Genomic DNA, 15,689 nt, shown 5'->3' on the forward strand with positions numbered 1-15,689 from the left:
GACATTTCCCTCCCTTTCGGCTTGAGCGCTATTCTCGATACTCGGGCGTTGCTCCCATGAAGCTCAAATGAGCGGGCGCCTTGCCTCATCGATCATGCTCGGCATGGACAGCAGGTCACGGCGCGCAAACCGGACGAGATCGAAGGCCCGCAGTTGCCCAGGCAGGGCGGGAACGCGCGCCACGCGCAGGTCGAGCGCTTGCGCCCGCGCCGACGACGTTGCGTCGACCACGACGTTCATGGCGTCGAGCCGCACATGCCTGAGCGTCACGTCCATGTGCGCTGCCGGATCGTCCAGCACCTCGCAGACCTGTTCGAGGTCCTGTTGCAGTGCGTCGCTACGCAGGCCCAGCTTCGCGAGATTCTGTGCGTTCTCCACGATCTGCGCCTGCAGCCTGGCCAGCTCCCCGGGATCGGCCGACGCCGCGCCACCCACCACCTGCCCCATACCGACGCCCTGCCGCTCGAGCAGTTGCAGACGGGTTTTCAGAAGCGCGCGTTCCTGCTCGAGCACGTCGCGCTGCGCGACGGTGGCCGCGACGCGCGCAAGGCCCGCCATCGCAAGCTGTTCGAGCATGCGCAGCACGATTTCACGCCTGAGTTCAAGGTCCGTTCGCCCGCATATGCGCACCTGATGATCAGTAAAGCTAATCGTGGTGCGTACAGCGTCCGTGCGCACGATTTCGCCCTCCTGCTTCGCGCCCAGCGTGCGGCGCTCGATCATCTCCATGCCCAGCACCGCGAAGGCTTCGTCGGCGCCAGGCTGGTCATCGAAGAAACGCCGCAATTCCTCCGATCGGCTCAATATCTGGGCCACATCGGCGGGTGCGGCGAAGTACGCGTGAATACAGGCATCCGTCGGCCAGACCGCGCCGCTTGCGTGGCGCGCCGGGGGCAGCGTGCCGATCAGTCCATCGAGATGACACAGCGATATGCGCACGGCGCGCGTAAGCCGCCGCTCGTAACCGGACGCAAGGCGCAACTGCGGATTGAGCTTGACGACACGGTCGAACCCTTCGCGCACGAGCGTGTCGTCGAGCGCGTCGTCCGCAACGCGCGCTTCCTTGCGGCGTGTCAGCCAGCTCAGTATGCCCATGACTATGGCCCCTCAAGTTCCGGTGCGTGACTTTGCGTGTCGTTCCCGGCTCAGTCCTCCATCATCGCCTCGATCCGGCCTTCACGGATTGCGTGGATGTACTCTCGATAATCGCGCCGGTTCTGCGCGCTGTATTCCGTTGCGAACTCGGTGATGGCGTCGTCGAAAGCCCCGCCCGAACCCATGTACCCGGCAATCATCGCGGCGTCACCGGAGCGCGCATGGGCCCGGGCAAGCGCGTGCGCGCACATGCGTCCGTATTGCCGGAGCATTCCCGCATCGAGTGCTTCGATCACGACAGACATTTTCATGTCGCGCAGTTGCCTGATATAGAAGTCGCGCCCGTTCTTTCCCCGAGTCCAGCCGAGAAACACATCACTTGCGGACTGCATGATGCGCTGGCCCGCAATCACCCGCTGACCATGGTTGGCATGCAGACTCTTTCCCGCATACGGCTCCAGGACCGAAGCTCTCGCCTCCTTGACCTGTAGAAATAACGGGTCGTTGTCGGAAGCCAGGAAGAGTGCCACACAGCACATCGTGCCGACGCTGCCGACGCCCACGACCTTGGCCGCAAGATCGACCATCTGGAACCGGTCGAACAGTGTGCGCACGTGTTCGGCAAGGCTCTCGCGGTACGACGCGATCGCCTCTGCATATCCCGACTCGAGGCCGGGTGCGAGCTCTGCGTCAGGATGAAAGATGAGCGGCGGCTCGTCCTTGATACGCGGGCGGCCACCCTCTTCGGTCACGAACTTCGGATAGAGAAAATCGGGGGCAGTCTTCTGGCGCTCTGTTTCGATACGCTGCGCAATGCGCTTGCGCGCAGCGTCGATGACCTCGGGGTCGCCTGACTTGTCCTGATACTTTTGCAGATCGATGCGGTCGTACCAGACATCCAGCACGCGCATATAGGCGTAGTCGTGCATGCGCTCGCGATATTGGCGCACGAGATCGGTCGTGAGACGCACAGTATCGCTATAAGGCAGTTCGAGATGCTGCGCCGCAATCACGACGCTCGCGGCAAGCCGTTTCAGGTCCCACTCGAAGGGAGCCGGCAGTGTCTCGTCGAGATCGTTGATATCGAAGATCACGTTGCGCTCGGGAGTCGCAAACCCGCCGAAGTTCATCAGATGCGCGTCGCCGCACGCCTGTACGCGCAATCCGCTCGTCGGCGTCGTGGCAAGGTCCGCAGCCATGATGGCGGCCGCGCCTCGATAGAACGCAAACGGCGAGGCGGACATTCGACCGAAGCGGATGGGGATCAGGCGCGGCAAACGGCCGGCGTTGGACTCCTCGAGCAGTTCGATCACATTGCGGCGCTGGTCTGGCAGCTTCCATCCCGCCTGGGACGACCGGGGTACCTCGTCGCGAACGACCCGGCCCTGGGCCGCCCGCTCGTCCGGCGTACGGTAGGGCAGCGGCACTCCCTCTGTAGCGGGCGCCGCCTTGCGCGAAACAGCTTTATCCATGACGTCTGCTCCTTTCGTGCTTCAGATTTGTGCGTTCATGCTTTCGGCCTGCGCCGGAAGGTCGACATGGAAAGTCATGCCCCGATCGGGATTGCGCTCGGCCCACAGTTGACCACCGTGCGCCACGACGATGGTGCGGCTGATCGAAAGACCGAGCCCGAGCCCGCCGGGCTTCGATGTCACGAATGGCTTGAACAGCGTGGCGAACTGGCTGACGTCGACACCGCACCCGTGATCGCGGATGGCAATGCACACCTTGTCCCGATTCGCGGTGGTCGTCACGCAAACGCAAATCCGGCGGTCTTCACAGGCACTGTCGTGCACGGCGTCCAACGCATTCAGCAAAAGATTCACGAGGACCTGCTGCAGTTGCAAGGCATCCCCGCGCAATCGGGGAAGGGCGGCCTCGATGCGAGTGGCCATGGCCGCGTCGAGCGCCTGCGTCTCGCGGCGCAGCAGGCGCGTTACTTCGCGCACGAGGCTGCCCACATCGATCACGCTTGTTTCGGGTGGCTCGCATCGCGCCGCTTGACGCATCTTCCGGATGATTGCGTGCGCGCGCGCTATCTGCAACGACCTCGGCGAGCAACTCCTGCAGGTCGCCCAGTGCGGGCGGAGTCTGGGCGAGAAAGCGCTGCGCGGCCTGGGCGTTGCTGAAAATGGCCGTGAGCGGCTGGTCGACTTCGTGGGCCAGCGCGGCGGCCATGTCGCCGAGTTCCGATGCCCTTTCCCTATGCAATCGCCGCGGCTCGTTCTCAGCTACCGCCGGCACGACTTCGGGAATCCTCGCGTTGCCGTCGATGATGTTCTCCTGAACATCGCGGCATTGCGGCGGCGTGAGTGCATCAGCGAACCGCGCTTCATGCGCCGTCATCCTCCTGAACCACGAGAAAGCGCTAGCCAATGCCTGCGTTGCCATGGAGCGGTCGAGATTTAGCTTGCCGTTGCCCTCGTTTGCCTTGATCACCGTTTCTTCCTCCACTTCGGTTGCCCCGCACCAGCCTGAGCCTGTTCCGAGCTCTCCCTCACGCAGGCGAGCCTCCCGTTGCGTTGACAGTAACGAAGGAAAATCGTTAGTGATTGACCTGGATCACACCCACCCCATTACGCGATTTCTGTGTGCGCTTCACGAATCGACTCTGAACGGTTGAGTATTCGGGCGACCTGTCGGCTGGGCCCGATTGACTTATGTCAATCTGATCTTCGCCACCCAACCTAGCCTTCACACAGGCCCAGCGCGTTTAGCGCTGGATACAACGCGCGCCACTTCGGCGGCGAGGCATGGCACGGTGGTGCGAGCAGGAGAATCACCATGGCGGATCAGCCCAAAAAGATGAACGTCACGCAACTGACATTCATCGTCACCGTGAACATGATGGGATCGGGCATCATCATGTTGCCCGCCAACATGGCGCAAGTCGGCGCAATTGCGCTGCTGTCCTGGCTCGTCACGGCAATCGGCTCGCTCGCGATTGCCTACGGTTTTGCTCAAGCCGGCCTGCTCAACCAGCGTGCCGGCGGCATGGCCGCCTACGCCGAGGATGCCTACGGCAAGGACGGGTATTTCCAGGTCTTCTTTCTGTACTTCTTGTCCATCGCCATCGCGAACGTGGCGGTCGCGAGTTCGGCGCTCGGCTATCTCGCGGCATTCTTTCCCATGCTGACCTCTTCTCCACTGGCGACCTGTCTAGGTGTGATCACTCTTCTCTGGCTGACCACAGTGGCGAATTTCGGCGGACCGAAAATAACAGGTCGGATTGGCGCGGTCACGGTTTGGGGCGTCATCCTGCCCGTGGGTTTCATCTCGATTGCAGGCTGGTTCTGGTTTCACGCCGGTACGTTTGCGGCGGCGTGGAACCCCAAGGGCCTGCGCCTCGTGGAGGGCATGGGTTCCAGCATCTCGCTCACGCTTTGGGCATTCCTCGGCATGGAATCGGCGGTGCAGAATTCGTCCGCTGTCGAGAACCCCAAGCGCGACGTGCCTTTGGCCTGCATGTTCGGCACCCTGGGCGCAGCGGTCATCTATATTCTCTCCACGGCCGTGATCCAGGGCATCGTGCCGAATGCCGAACTCGCCAGATCGACCGGACCGTTCGGCCTCGCCTTTGCGCAGATGTTCAGCCCCGCCGTTGGTTCCATCGTCATGGGCCTCGCCGCAATGGCGTGCGTCGGTTCCTTGCTGGGATGGCAGTTCACCCTGGCGCAAACGGCCAGCGACGCCTCCGCGAGCCAGATGTTCCCCGCTGTATTCGGCAAGACGAACCGCCTGGGTGCGCCAATTGCCGGCATGGTGATCATGGGCATCGTCCAGTCGCTGATGGCCTTGTCCACGATCTCTCCGAATCTGAGCGCGCAGTTCGCAGCCCTCGTCAATCTTGCAGTCGTCACCAACGTGATTCCGTACGTCATTTCGCTCTCGGCGCTCTTTGTGATGATGCGCAACGGGGGCACGCAGGAAGCAAAGTACCGGGTCAATGCTGCGGTTGCCATCGTGGCGCTCGCGCACTCCGTCTATGCGATCTACGCCTCGGGCAAGGATGCGGTAATGGGCGGCATGCTGGTCATGGCGATCGGTTACGCGATTTATGGCTTTGCGCTCAATCGCACCGGCTCGCCGGCTTCCGCGCGGCGCGCCGCTGCGGACTCGGCGGCCACGGCAATGATGATCGGCATACTCGCGCTTTCGACGCTGATGCCGCACCCGGTGCGCGCGCAGGAACAGACGACGAGCGAGACGCTCCAGCGAATCAATCGGTCCGGCAACATTCGCATGGGCTATCTCAGCGAGGCGCGTCCTTATGCGTATAAGGACGCTGCCGGGCAAGTGACCGGTTACACAGTGGCGTTGTGCCAGAAGATCGCGGAACAGATCAAAAGCGACTCGGGACTGGCCGCGCTAAATATCCAGTGGGTTCCGCTCTCAGCCGGCGACGACGCCCGCGCGCTGCGCGAACGGCGGGTCGATCTCGTATGCGGAGCGCTCGATACGCTCGCGAACAGGCAGGGCATGGCGCTCTCCATCCCCGTGTATCCGGCGGGCATCGGAGCGCTGCTCCGCACGGATGCAGCCCCCGGACTCCGCGAGATATTGTCTGGCGAGCGTGCGTCTCACCCGATCTGGCGCGCGTCGCCTGCGGAACTGCTGTCCCGGCAGACGGTTTCGGTCATCGCCGATTCGCCTGCGCAGCGTTGGCTTGCCGGCAAGCTCGACGAATTCGCGATCTCGGCGACGGTGGTACCCGTCACGTCGATACAGGCCGGTGTGCAGAAAGTCGTTGGCCGCCAGTCGAACGTCTTCTTCGCCGACCGCGCGCTGCTCGTGCCATGGCGCGCGAGAGTCCCGCCGCGAGCGATCTGATCGTTCTTGACCGCCGTTTCACGAGAGTTTCGGTGGCGATTGGCATGGCGCGCGGCGACGATGACCTGCGCCTGCTGGTAGACCGCGCGCTCAGCCGTTTGTACAGATCGCCGGAGTTCGCCGCCGTCTACGGAAAATGGTTTGGGAACCTCGATGCGGATTCCAGTGCGTTCTTCCGCTGGGCAGCGTTACCGGAATGAATCTTCCGCATGGAGATCCACAATGACCTACAAGACCGTCATGGTCCATCTCGACACGAGCACAGGCGCGCATGCACGCCTGTCGCTCGCGCTGAAGCTCGCCAGTAAATTCGACGCGCACCTGGACGGCGTGTTCGCAATGAGTGACCCGCATCCGGTCGGGTTCTATGCGATGACAGGCGCCCCGGACATTTACGACGCCCATCGCAGATTCCTTGCGGAAAAGCGTGAGGCAGTCGAACGGCTGTTCCGTGCGGAACTGTCCCGCACACAGGTGCCTGGCGCGTGGGCAGCGCCGGATGGATATCCCGTCGCTACGGTCATGCAATGCGGCCGGTCCGCCGACCTCGTGATCCTCGGGCAATCGAGGCCGAAGGACCCGCAGTCGTACGTGGCTGACGATTTTCTGGAGACCGTTGTACTGGGCGCCGGTAGCCCCGTGTTGCTGGTGCCGGAAACAGGCGATTCAGGAACCGTTGGCGAACGCGTACTGGTCGCATGGAACGGCAGCCGCGAGGCCGCTCGTGCCATTCATGACGCGCTTCCCTTTATCGCACGCGCGGCGCATGTCACCATCGCGGCCGTTTCTACAGCGCTTGCGCCTCGCCCGGCAGACGCATCGTGCGCCGACGTCGTGGCGATGCTCAAGCGTCACGTGACAATCCCGGTGGACATTTCCCGCCTCGACCATCCGGCGAGCGTGTCGACGGGCGACACGCTTCTCAAACATGCGGCCGACGGCAACTATGACCTGCTCGTCGCGGGTGCTTACGGCCACGCCAGGTTCCACGAGTTCGTGCTGGGCGGAGTTACGCGCAAGATTCTCTCTTCGATGACACTGCCCGTCTTGATGTCGCATTGAGCGGCGGGGCGCGACGCCACAGAAGAAACAGCTGCAAAGCCTTTGATGCAGGTCAAGCGCGCCAACACTGCCGGGAGGTCGAATGAGACCAGCCGATGCAAAGAACCGACGCCTCGGCAAGCCTGCACTCACCGGAGCCACCATCGTGCGAGAGCGTTCCACCATGCCGAAGACCGTCGCAGCCAACCGCCGTGACGAGCCCGCAAAGTTCTGCTTTCGCTACCGCGGCGTCCGAGGCCATCGGCGGCTCTATGACGTGCTCATGACGCTGAACGAACCAGGCGGCGGCTGCCATATAGAGGTTTGGCACGCAATGCCGAAGGGCGCCGATCTCCCGCTCTTCGCGTCTGGACGTCTCAATGCCGCACACCTGACTCGCGCGAGTGAACTGATCGGACTCTTGAAGCAGGTCACTTCGCGCGACCACACGAGGTTGAGCCCGGGTCATCTCGTGTTCGACGCCCACATGCAGTTGCCCTGGCGGCCCGTAACCATCCCGGCAACCACGCGAACGCAGCGAACCGCACGCTCAAGCGCTGGACGTCATGCACTCTCGGCTTTCGGCGGCCTGCAAGTGCCCGTACCGTCTACGGTAGGGCCTCCTGCGCAGCCGCTTGCGCATCTTCGGATTCGCTACCCGCTGCATGGGTTGGGGCGCGGCGGCCGATTGAAGCGACTTGCCAGGGCCGGCTGACGCCAACTGAATTCGTCTTGCGATCACGATCGAGAGGATTGAACATGGGAATCGATTTCACCGGGCACGGCCGCTCTGGAGACTTGCAGCGCGGATGGGAAGAAGGCGACTCCGGCCTCAGGCGCCATATGCTGCGCGTCTATAACTATATGGCCGGGGGCCTCTTGCTGACCGGCGTCATTAGCTATGGCGGGGCAGCGAGCGGCATCTATGCGTCGATAGCCACGACGCCCCTCTTCTGGGTCGTCCTGCTGGCTCCATTCGCGTTGGTCGTATTGCTGACCTGGCACATCGAGCGCATGAGCCCAGCCGCGGCGCAGTTGTGTTTCTGGGCCTATGCCGCTCTGGTTGGGCTTTCGCTTTCCGGCATCTTTCTCGTCTACACCGGCGAGAGCATCGCGCCGTGTTCGTGATCAGCGCCGGCACCTACGGGGCAACGAGCGTCTACGGTTACACAACGCGGGCCGACCTCTCGCGCTTGGGCTCCTTTCTGTTCATGGGGCTCGCCGGCATCGTGATAGCGGGGCTCGTGAATCTCTTCGTGGATTCCAGTACCTTGCAGCTCGCCGTTTCTGTGATTGGCGCATTGGTATTCACGGGTCTCACCGCATACGACACGCAGCGAATCAGGAACCTCTATATCGCGGATGAAGACGATGTCGTTGCCGGCAAGAAAGCCATCGTCGGCGCACTCGCGCTCTATCTCGACTTTCTCAACATCTTCGTGATGCTGCTGCGTCTATTGGGACATCGGCGCCGCTGAACTGACCGGGTACCGCTTCGCTCCACTGCCGGCACATCGCGCGCCAATGATCATCAAATTACGGATTGCCAAACAATCAGGAGAGCAGTTCAATGTCAACCGCAACCCCAACTCCCTCCTCGCCAGCCACCCGTGAGCGTGGCAGCCTCTTCGAACCCATACAGTTGGGCCCCGTCGTCCTCGCGAACCGCATTGTGATGGCGCCCCTCACACGTTGCCGCGCGCTTGCCGATGGCGTCCCTGGTCCGCTGACGGTCGAACACTATGCGCAACGCGCGAGCGCCGGGCTCATCATCACCGAGGGCGTGAACATCTCGCCGTCCGCGCGCGGTTACGACCTCACGCCGGGCCTCTACACGGACGAGCAAGTCGAAGGCTGGCGCCGCGTCACACAGGCCGTGCATGCGCGCGGAGGCCGCATCTTCCCGCAACTCTGGCATGTTGGCCGCATCTCGCACCAGGAGTTGCAGCCCGGCGGCGCGCTGCCGGTTGCGCCATCGGCCGTCCGCGCCGAAGGCACGACGTCCTATACGCCCTCCGGCTTCAAGCCGTGCCCGACGCCGCGCGCGCTGGACACAGACGAGATTCGCGCCATCGTCACGGACTACGCGCGTGCCGCGCAGTGCGCGCTCGACGCCGGATTCGACGGGGTCGAGATTCACGCGGCCAACGGCTATCTGCTCGAACAATTCCTGCGCGAGCAAACCAACCGGCGCACGGACTGCTACGGCGGCAGCCTCGAAGACCGCGCGCGGCTCGTGCTCGAAGTGGCCGTGGCGGTGGCGTCGGTGTGCGGCCCTGGTCGCACCGGCATTCGGCTTTCGCCGGTCAGTACGGTCAATGACTCCGTGCCCGATCGCAACCCGATGAGAACGTATCGCCATGTCGTCGAGCGGCTCGATGCGGTCGGCCTCGCGTATATCCATATCATCGAAGGCATCACGCAAGGTCCGCGCGAGGTGCCGGGTGGCTTCGATTACGCTACACTGCGCAAGGCGTTCCGCGGCCGCTATATCGCGAACAATGGCTATGACCGGCGCCTCGCCATCGAAGCCTGTGGAGAGGGCCGCGCCGACCTGGTCGCCTTTGGGCGGCTCTACATCGCGAACCCCGATCTGGTCGAACGGCTGCGGATCGACGCGCCGTTGAACGAACCCGATCCCGCCACGTATTTCGGCGGCGAAGCGGCGGGCTACAACGACTATCCCCTTCTGGCCGTGCACCACGCGCTCGAACGAGTCTGGGCGAAATGATTGACATAGGTCAGCCAGCGCGGCGCGCCGTGATCCATCCTGTTATCAAGCGCCACGTTTCTGCGCTTCAAGCGGTCCCGGCAGCGGCACGTTACGGGAGCGCACGTTGGCTGGCCGCACGAGGCCGGTTACGCCTGGGCATCAGAGGATGCACCCGTCACACCCGTGCTCGAAGCGCGGTTGTGAGGTGGCCCTCCCGTCCCGGCGGGCGGCCCGGCCATGCGACGCGCGTACCGATCGGGCCTGCAACCGTGTCGCGGAGACCTACCTGACGGTAGTCCGATCGTGAAACGTGGCGCCCCCCCTTCTTTCCGGAGCAAGCCGAGTGTGTGTCCGGCGCAGCCGCTCGTGACGAAAAAACCTGAATACGATGCAACCGCACAGCGAATCGCTTATCCACCGGGAACTGGAACGCGCCGCAACTGGGGCCAAGCCAGCCGCCACAAAGCGCCTGCGCCCTGCGGTCGTGGCCGTCATCTTTTTCCTCCTCGTGGCTTGCGCAACCCGCACATCGAACACCCCCTCCGATGCGGTCTCCAGTGAAGCGTCTCTGCCCGCATTGCAGCCGGTGCCAGTCGATCTGACGCGCTACATGGGCCGTTGGTACACGATCGCCACCGTGCCCTACCTGAACGAACGCGAATACGTTGGCAGCTACGCGGACTGGGAGCTGCGCGAGGACGGCAGGATCGATGACAACTACTTCGGAAGACGCTACGGTTTCGATCAGCCGGTAACGGGAGGTACGCTGGTTGCGGCCATCGTGCCTGGCAGCGGCGGTGGAAGATGGCGAGTCACGATTTTGTGGCCGTTCAACGTGGTGGTCCTCACAGTCTACGTGGACCCCGATTACCGCTACACCGTGCGCTGCGAGGAGGACGGCAGCCCCATCTGGATTTTGTCCCGTACGCCGGCCATTGATGACAACGTGTACGCCGGCTTGGTACGCCGGCTCGCGGCAATGGGTATCCACACCGAAGGGCTCCGGCGGGTTCCTCAACACCCCGAACAGATCGGCCAGCCGGGTTACATGGCACCCCGTTGAGGGCGCGCCTTAAAGCGCCCGTCCCCTCCACTGGTTGACCAAAGTCCATTGACGAGCCGATGAGCCACCCTCCGCATCGAGAGTGGCCATCGAAGCACGAGCGAATAACGAGCGGTTTCCTGCCTTTGCTTTCATCTCATGCGAGATCATATTCGCGCATCATTTCGGCAATCACTGCCTTCAAAGGCGCCTTGCACTCCTGCGCAACCCCTCGAAAGTCGTCGACTGCCCAATTGCAGCCGCCGTTGTCCGCGGGATCAACCTTGCGCGGAATCGTGATGTCGCAATCGCGATATCTGTCGCCAAGGTCAGCGCTCTCTTGCACCCGGCGCAGAATTTCCGCCCTGATCTTCTCAGCACTCCCAACGTTCTTGATCATGTCTGTCTCCATCTCTTTGCCTGGATATTTTCCTGGCTCATTGCTTCCCTGACCAGGACAACGCTGCAGGCCCCGGGTCCATCGGGACGGTCGAAGTTCAGCGCCCTTAGAAACAATCATTTGGCGAAGGGGCGGTGCAGCAGTTGATGCAGGTCAAGCGTTTCGAGGCTTACTGACGGTCGAATGAGATCAATCGCCGAAGCGCCGGAAACCCCGACGACTTCGCGCTTGCCGTACAAACGGAGAATTCACCATGAGAAGCAGATGGCGATGCGGCGTCCTTCTCGCCGCGGCGGCCCTCGCAGTTGGCGCTGCGCCGACACGTGCGACACCCTCCGACGAATCCGTTGAGAGCGCTGTGCCCGCGGGCCAGTTTTCTGGCACCAGCATCAAGCATGCGAATGCGGTCGTTATCGCCATCGATACAGGCCGCAACAGCATCACGCTGCTCGGAGACAATGGCGAACCGTTCGACGTGCTGGTCGACCGAAATGTCGGCGATGTCAGCAAACTGCAGCTCGGCGACACCGTCGCCGCAACGTTCAGCCGGGCGCTCCTGCTGCGCGCCGACAAGTCCGCTTCGAGCGGCATTCGCGAACGCGTCGAAAAAGGCTTCGCGACGGGGCCGTCCTTGCGTTCGTCACTGTCGATGTACCGCGTCGAAGCGGTGACGACGGTCGTCGAGATCGACCGCGACAAGCGCCTGATCACCTTGCGCGGCCCAACGCGCACGGTGGTATTGCAGGCGTCATCGGACAGTCAGCTCGACGGACTCCAGGCAGGCGACAGCGTGCGTGTCGACTACGTCGAGGCAACCGCCGTGCAGATCCTGCGCGACGGCGAGCCGTTGCACTGATTCCGTACTTACAGCAACTCCCGACCAGCGAGATCCATCGTGACCGGTAAAACTCTCGTATTCCACCATGCGGCGCGACAGCGCCTTCTCGACGGTGTCAACGCGCTTGCCGAGGCTGTGAAGGTGACGCTCGGCCCAGGCGGGCGCAACGTGATCGTCGAACGCAGCGGCGACACGCCGCTCATCGCGAACTCGGGCGTCGTCGTGGCCGGCTCGGTGGCCGTGCCCGATTCTTTCGAGGAGATGGGTGTACGTCTTCCGCGTGAAGTCGCCACGCGCACGAGCGAACTCGCGGGCGACGGCACGACCACCGCGACCACGCTCGCGCAGGCCATCATGGTGGAGGGCAACAAGTATGTCGCGGCGGGCTTCGACCCGATGGCGCTGCGCCGCGCGATCGAGTCCGCCGGCCAGCGTGTCGTCGCGCGCTTGCGCGAGCTGGCGCGCCCCTGCGCCGGCACAGACGAGGTGCGCCACATCGCCACGATTTCGGCAAGCGGCGACGCGAGTATCGGCGGCATCGTCGCGCAGGCCGTCGAGCGCGTAGGCCGGGATGGCGCGATCAGCATCGAGGACGGCTCGAAGCTCGAAGACGAGCTGGAGACCGTGGAAGGTTCATTGATCGAGCACGGTTACGCTTCGCCCCTTTTTGTCGGCGACGACGCACGCGAAGTCGTGCTCGAAGAGCCGCGCATCCTGCTGTGCGACGCGGCCATCAGCTCGATCGCGCAGATGCTGCCTTTGCTCGAAGCGCTCAGCGCCACGGGCAAGCCGCTGCTCGTCGTAGCGAACGAGATCGAGGGCGAAGCGCTGGCGACGCTCGTCGTCAACCATCTGCGCGGTGCGCTCAAGTCGTGCGCGGTTCGCTCCCCCGAATTCGGCGAACGGCGCAGCGAAACGCTGACCGATCTCGCCACGCTGACTGGCGCCACCGTCATCTCGCCACAAACCGGCCGCACGTTGGAGCATGCAACGCTGGACGACCTGGGAAGCGCGCGGCGCGTCGAGATCGCCCGCGACACCACGACGATCGTCGAAGCGCGCGGCGACCGGCACCGCATCGAGGAGCGCGTTGGCGCGCTGCGCGCGCGCATCGAACAGGTCGGCCCCGGCAACGAACGCGACGCGCTCACGCGCCGCCTCACACGCCTCGCGGGCGGCGTGGCTGTCATTCCCGTCGGCGCCGCCACGGAAACGGCGCTGCACGAGCGCAAGAACCGCTTCGAAGATGCACTCCATGCCACACGCGCGGCGGTCGAGGAAGGCATCGTGCCGGGCGGCGGGGTCGCGCTGCTACGCGCGAGGTCGGCTCTAGAAGGCGTGGGCGCCGACCAAACCGAGCGGGCCGGTGCGAAGATTGTCTACGACGCGCTGGCCGCGCCGCTCGGTCAAATTGCCGAGAACGCGGGCGCCGACGCCCAGGTGGTCGTGCATGCCGTGAGTGCCGCGCAGGACGCATGGGGTTATGACGCCGCGCGCGGCACGTATGGCGACATGATGACGGCTGGCATCGTGGACCCGCTGAAGGTCACCCGCACGGCGCTGCAGAACGCCGTGTCCATTGCTTCCCTGCTGCTCACCACGGACTGCATGATCGCCCGTCAACCCGCTTCGAGCTACGAACAAACTGAGTGAGCCGGGGTATCCGAGATCCGGTCTGCGCAACGCAACTCATGGACACAACCCGCCCTGACCGGGCGGATCACGAGATACCGACATGAAAGACGCCAATACGGCCCGGCCGCGGCGCCAGCGGGTAGGCGTTTATGGTCTCGACCTCTACAGCCTCCACCGGTCCGCCGACGCGGTGATCCGCTATCTCGAGGGCGTGGACCCGGCCGAAGCCGCCATGGCGCGCGAGCGCTACGCGGCGCTGGACCATGTGCGCGAACCACAGGTGTATGGCTATGCGGTAGCGCTTGGTGCGCGGCCCGGGGCCCAGGCCGGTGCGGTGCGACAGCTTTTGCAGCTGCGCGCCGACGAGTTCGACTACCTTTCGCGCGACGGCACCGAGGCGCTCGACGCGCAGTTCTTCGCCGAGCAGAACGCGCAGGTTGTGGTCAACGCCGAAGCGTACTACCGTGGCATGTTCACGAGCCGGCTGAACACGTGGGATCTGCGCGATGCGCACATGGCCAACACGCTGTTTGCCCTCGCTCGCTACCGCGTGCGCCGCGGCAGCAGCGGCAAGGTGGTCGTCTGGGCGCACAACTCGCATCTTGGCGACGCCCACGCAACGGAGTCGCGGCGGCGCGGCGAGTGGAACCTCGGCCAGATCGTGCGCGAGAGCGCGCAACACAGGGCGTTGCTGGTCGGATTCACGACGTACACCGGACACGTGTCCGCAGCATCGCAATGGGATGGCGAGGTCGAGCAAAATGGGTGCGACCCGCGCTTCACGGAAGCTGGGAGCACTTGTTCCACACCACGGGCTACGACCGATTCTTCTTGCCGATGCGGGACGAGACCGCTCGCACACTAGATGAACCCCTGCTCGAGCGTGCGATCGGGGTGTTGTATCTTCCCCAGACGGAACGGCAGAGTCATTATTTCGAAGCCAAGCCGGCCTTGCAGTTCGACGCGCTTTTTCACCTCGACGAAACCACCGCGATCGAGCCGATAGAACCGGCGGCCGGCTGGCACAGGCGCGAGGGGAGTGCCGAGGAGCCTCTGGTATAGGCGGGGCGGGACAGGAGTGCGACCATCCCAGAAAATCCGGATTCCTGTTGATGGGCAACTGCTCGACGGTGAGCTGACGTCGTCGGGCGGTGCGACAGGACTTGTCGTGTGTGCGTATGGCAGTGGGACCGGCCGCCTGCACCTTCGCGACGCGCACGTCACGGATCGACTTCAGGCGGTAGGGTTAGACATCCTGACGATCGATCTCCTTGGCGAAGCGGAGCGCTGGCATGACCTGGGCACGGCGGCATACCGGTTCGATGTTCCGCTGCTCACGCGGCGTCTGTTGCAGGTCCTCGGTTGGCTCGCGGCGCGTCGAGAGACGCGGGCGCTGCCCGTTGGCCTCATCGGCGCGGGCACTTGCGACGCGGCCGCGCTGGTTGCTGCGTCCCGGTCGCCATACGTGCGCGCGGTCGTGTCGCTTGGAGGCAGACCCGATCTAGCCGGTGAAGCACTCCTGCGCGTGAGCGCGCCAACCCTGTTCATCGCCGGAGAGCATGACGAGGACCTGATCGAACTAAGCCAGCGTGCGAGCGCGGAGCTCAGCTGCGAGCGACGGCTTGTGATTCTGCCTGGCGATACGCATTTGTCCGAGAACCAGGCCAACTGAAATTTGAGGCACGGCTAGCAGCTGACTGGTTCGCATCACACCTGTCCGTTGTCCGCTGCCAGCCTTGTTGAACTGATCCCGGTCCTTACTCGAATTCGGGAAGGGACTGCTCGTTTGTGCGCTCGGCACCGTTGGATGGCGAGAGTCCCTCGACACTCTCCGAAGTCCGTTCCGTCTTGTCTTTGTCACGCTCGATGTCCCGAGGCGCTGTAGCGTCGGCTTGCGGGCCGGATACATCGGTGCGGCGTCGCGTGGGCGTTGTTGTCCGCGCGGCTTCGCGACGCCGCACGCCTCGCCGCCCGGCCGGTTCCAGGCCAAAGCAGGCGACCTCAGCGCGCAGGCCGGTGGTACAGCTATGCCAGCCGGGCAGGTTCATACCGAACAAGGCGTCGCGTACCGATACGGCCAATGCGTCGTGGTCGA

15 protein-coding genes and 1 pseudogene are annotated in these 15,689 nt (G+C 63.9%); 12 read left to right on the forward strand and 4 right to left on the reverse strand.

Annotated features, from left to right (window positions below):
- Positions 1 to 63: 63 nt before the first annotated feature.
- The 3 genes from AB4Y43_RS08915 to AB4Y43_RS08925 are packed head-to-tail and all read right to left on the reverse strand — an operon-like array spanning position 64 to position 3,065.
- Positions 64 to 1,095 carry a hypothetical protein gene (locus tag AB4Y43_RS08915; protein WP_368727561.1) on the reverse strand — a complete coding sequence of 344 codons (1,032 nt, stop codon included), beginning with the start codon at positions 1,093 to 1,095 and terminating at the stop codon, positions 64 to 66.
- Between the two features lie 50 nt (positions 1,096 to 1,145).
- Positions 1,146 to 2,567: a DUF2252 domain-containing protein gene (locus tag AB4Y43_RS08920; protein ID WP_368727562.1), complete on the reverse strand. Its 1,422-nt coding sequence runs from the start codon at positions 2,565 to 2,567 to the stop codon at positions 1,146 to 1,148.
- Positions 2,568 to 2,588: 21 nt separating this feature from the next.
- The gene (locus AB4Y43_RS08925; RefSeq protein WP_368727563.1) at positions 2,589 to 3,065 is read right to left on the reverse strand and encodes a sensor histidine kinase; all 477 of its coding nucleotides are present in this window, start codon (positions 3,063 to 3,065) and stop codon (positions 2,589 to 2,591) included.
- Between the two features lie 46 nt (positions 3,066 to 3,111).
- Between AB4Y43_RS08925 and AB4Y43_RS08930 the strand changes: the two genes are divergently transcribed.
- The 8 genes from AB4Y43_RS08930 (at position 3,112) to AB4Y43_RS08965 (ending at position 10,742) form a co-directional block, all read left to right on the forward strand.
- Complete coding sequence (locus tag AB4Y43_RS08930) at positions 3,112 to 3,504, forward strand: hypothetical protein (protein WP_368727564.1); 393 nt, start codon at positions 3,112 to 3,114, stop codon at positions 3,502 to 3,504.
- Positions 3,505 to 3,879: 375 nt separating this feature from the next.
- Positions 3,880 to 5,925 (forward strand): putrescine-ornithine antiporter, encoded by a 2,046-nt coding sequence (potE, locus tag AB4Y43_RS08935; RefSeq protein ID WP_368727565.1) that lies wholly within the window; start codon positions 3,880 to 3,882, stop codon positions 5,923 to 5,925.
- A gap of 32 nt (positions 5,926 to 5,957) precedes the next feature.
- Positions 5,958 to 6,125: a hypothetical protein gene (locus AB4Y43_RS08940; protein ID WP_368727566.1), complete on the forward strand. Its 168-nt coding sequence runs from the start codon at positions 5,958 to 5,960 to the stop codon at positions 6,123 to 6,125.
- Positions 6,126 to 6,147: 22 nt separating this feature from the next.
- Positions 6,148 to 6,987 (forward strand): universal stress protein, encoded by an 840-nt coding sequence (locus tag AB4Y43_RS08945; protein ID WP_368727567.1) that lies wholly within the window; start codon positions 6,148 to 6,150, stop codon positions 6,985 to 6,987.
- Between the two features lie 738 nt (positions 6,988 to 7,725).
- Positions 7,726 to 8,094, forward strand: a complete 369-nt coding sequence (locus AB4Y43_RS08950; RefSeq protein WP_368727568.1) for a Bax inhibitor-1 family protein — start codon at positions 7,726 to 7,728, stop codon at positions 8,092 to 8,094.
- Positions 8,085 to 8,444, forward strand: a complete 360-nt coding sequence (locus tag AB4Y43_RS08955; protein ID WP_368727569.1) for a Bax inhibitor-1/YccA family protein — start codon at positions 8,085 to 8,087, stop codon at positions 8,442 to 8,444. The genes AB4Y43_RS08950 and AB4Y43_RS08955 overlap by 10 nt, the downstream gene beginning before the upstream one ends.
- A 92-nt stretch (positions 8,445 to 8,536) precedes the next feature.
- Positions 8,537 to 9,697 (forward strand): alkene reductase, encoded by a 1,161-nt coding sequence (locus AB4Y43_RS08960; RefSeq protein ID WP_368727570.1) that lies wholly within the window; start codon positions 8,537 to 8,539, stop codon positions 9,695 to 9,697.
- Positions 9,698 to 10,067: 370 nt separating this feature from the next.
- A complete protein-coding gene (locus AB4Y43_RS08965; protein WP_368727571.1) occupies positions 10,068 to 10,742 on the forward strand; it encodes a lipocalin family protein in 675 nt (224 codons plus the stop codon).
- Positions 10,743 to 10,878: 136 nt separating this feature from the next.
- On the opposite strand, the gene AB4Y43_RS08970 is transcribed toward AB4Y43_RS08965, so the two are convergent.
- A complete protein-coding gene (locus AB4Y43_RS08970) occupies positions 10,879 to 11,121 on the reverse strand; it encodes a hypothetical protein (protein WP_368727572.1) in 243 nt (80 codons plus the stop codon).
- Positions 11,122 to 11,374: 253 nt separating this feature from the next.
- Here AB4Y43_RS08970 and AB4Y43_RS08975 point away from each other — a divergent pair, with 253 nt between their 5' ends.
- The 4 genes and pseudogenes from AB4Y43_RS08975 (at position 11,375) to AB4Y43_RS08990 (ending at position 15,266) form a co-directional block, all read left to right on the forward strand.
- Entirely contained in the window at positions 11,375 to 11,977 is a 603-nt protein-coding gene (locus tag AB4Y43_RS08975) for a hypothetical protein (protein WP_368727573.1), read from the forward strand.
- Positions 11,978 to 12,016: 39 nt separating this feature from the next.
- The gene (groL, locus tag AB4Y43_RS08980) at positions 12,017 to 13,612 is read left to right on the forward strand and encodes a chaperonin GroEL (protein ID WP_368727574.1); all 1,596 of its coding nucleotides are present in this window, start codon (positions 12,017 to 12,019) and stop codon (positions 13,610 to 13,612) included.
- Positions 13,613 to 13,715: 103 nt separating this feature from the next.
- Positions 13,716 to 14,656, forward strand: a pseudogene (locus AB4Y43_RS08985) (erythromycin esterase family protein); the annotation flags it as partial.
- A gap of 16 nt (positions 14,657 to 14,672) precedes the next feature.
- Positions 14,673 to 15,266 carry a dienelactone hydrolase family protein gene (locus AB4Y43_RS08990; protein WP_368727575.1) on the forward strand — a complete coding sequence of 198 codons (594 nt, stop codon included), beginning with the start codon at positions 14,673 to 14,675 and terminating at the stop codon, positions 15,264 to 15,266.
- The last annotated feature ends 423 nt before the right edge of the window (positions 15,267 to 15,689 follow it).

It is taken from the genome of Paraburkholderia sp. BR10872 (assembly GCF_040965835.1).
In the GTDB taxonomy this organism is placed as follows: Bacteria; Pseudomonadota; Gammaproteobacteria; order Burkholderiales; family Burkholderiaceae; genus Paraburkholderia; species Paraburkholderia nodosa_A.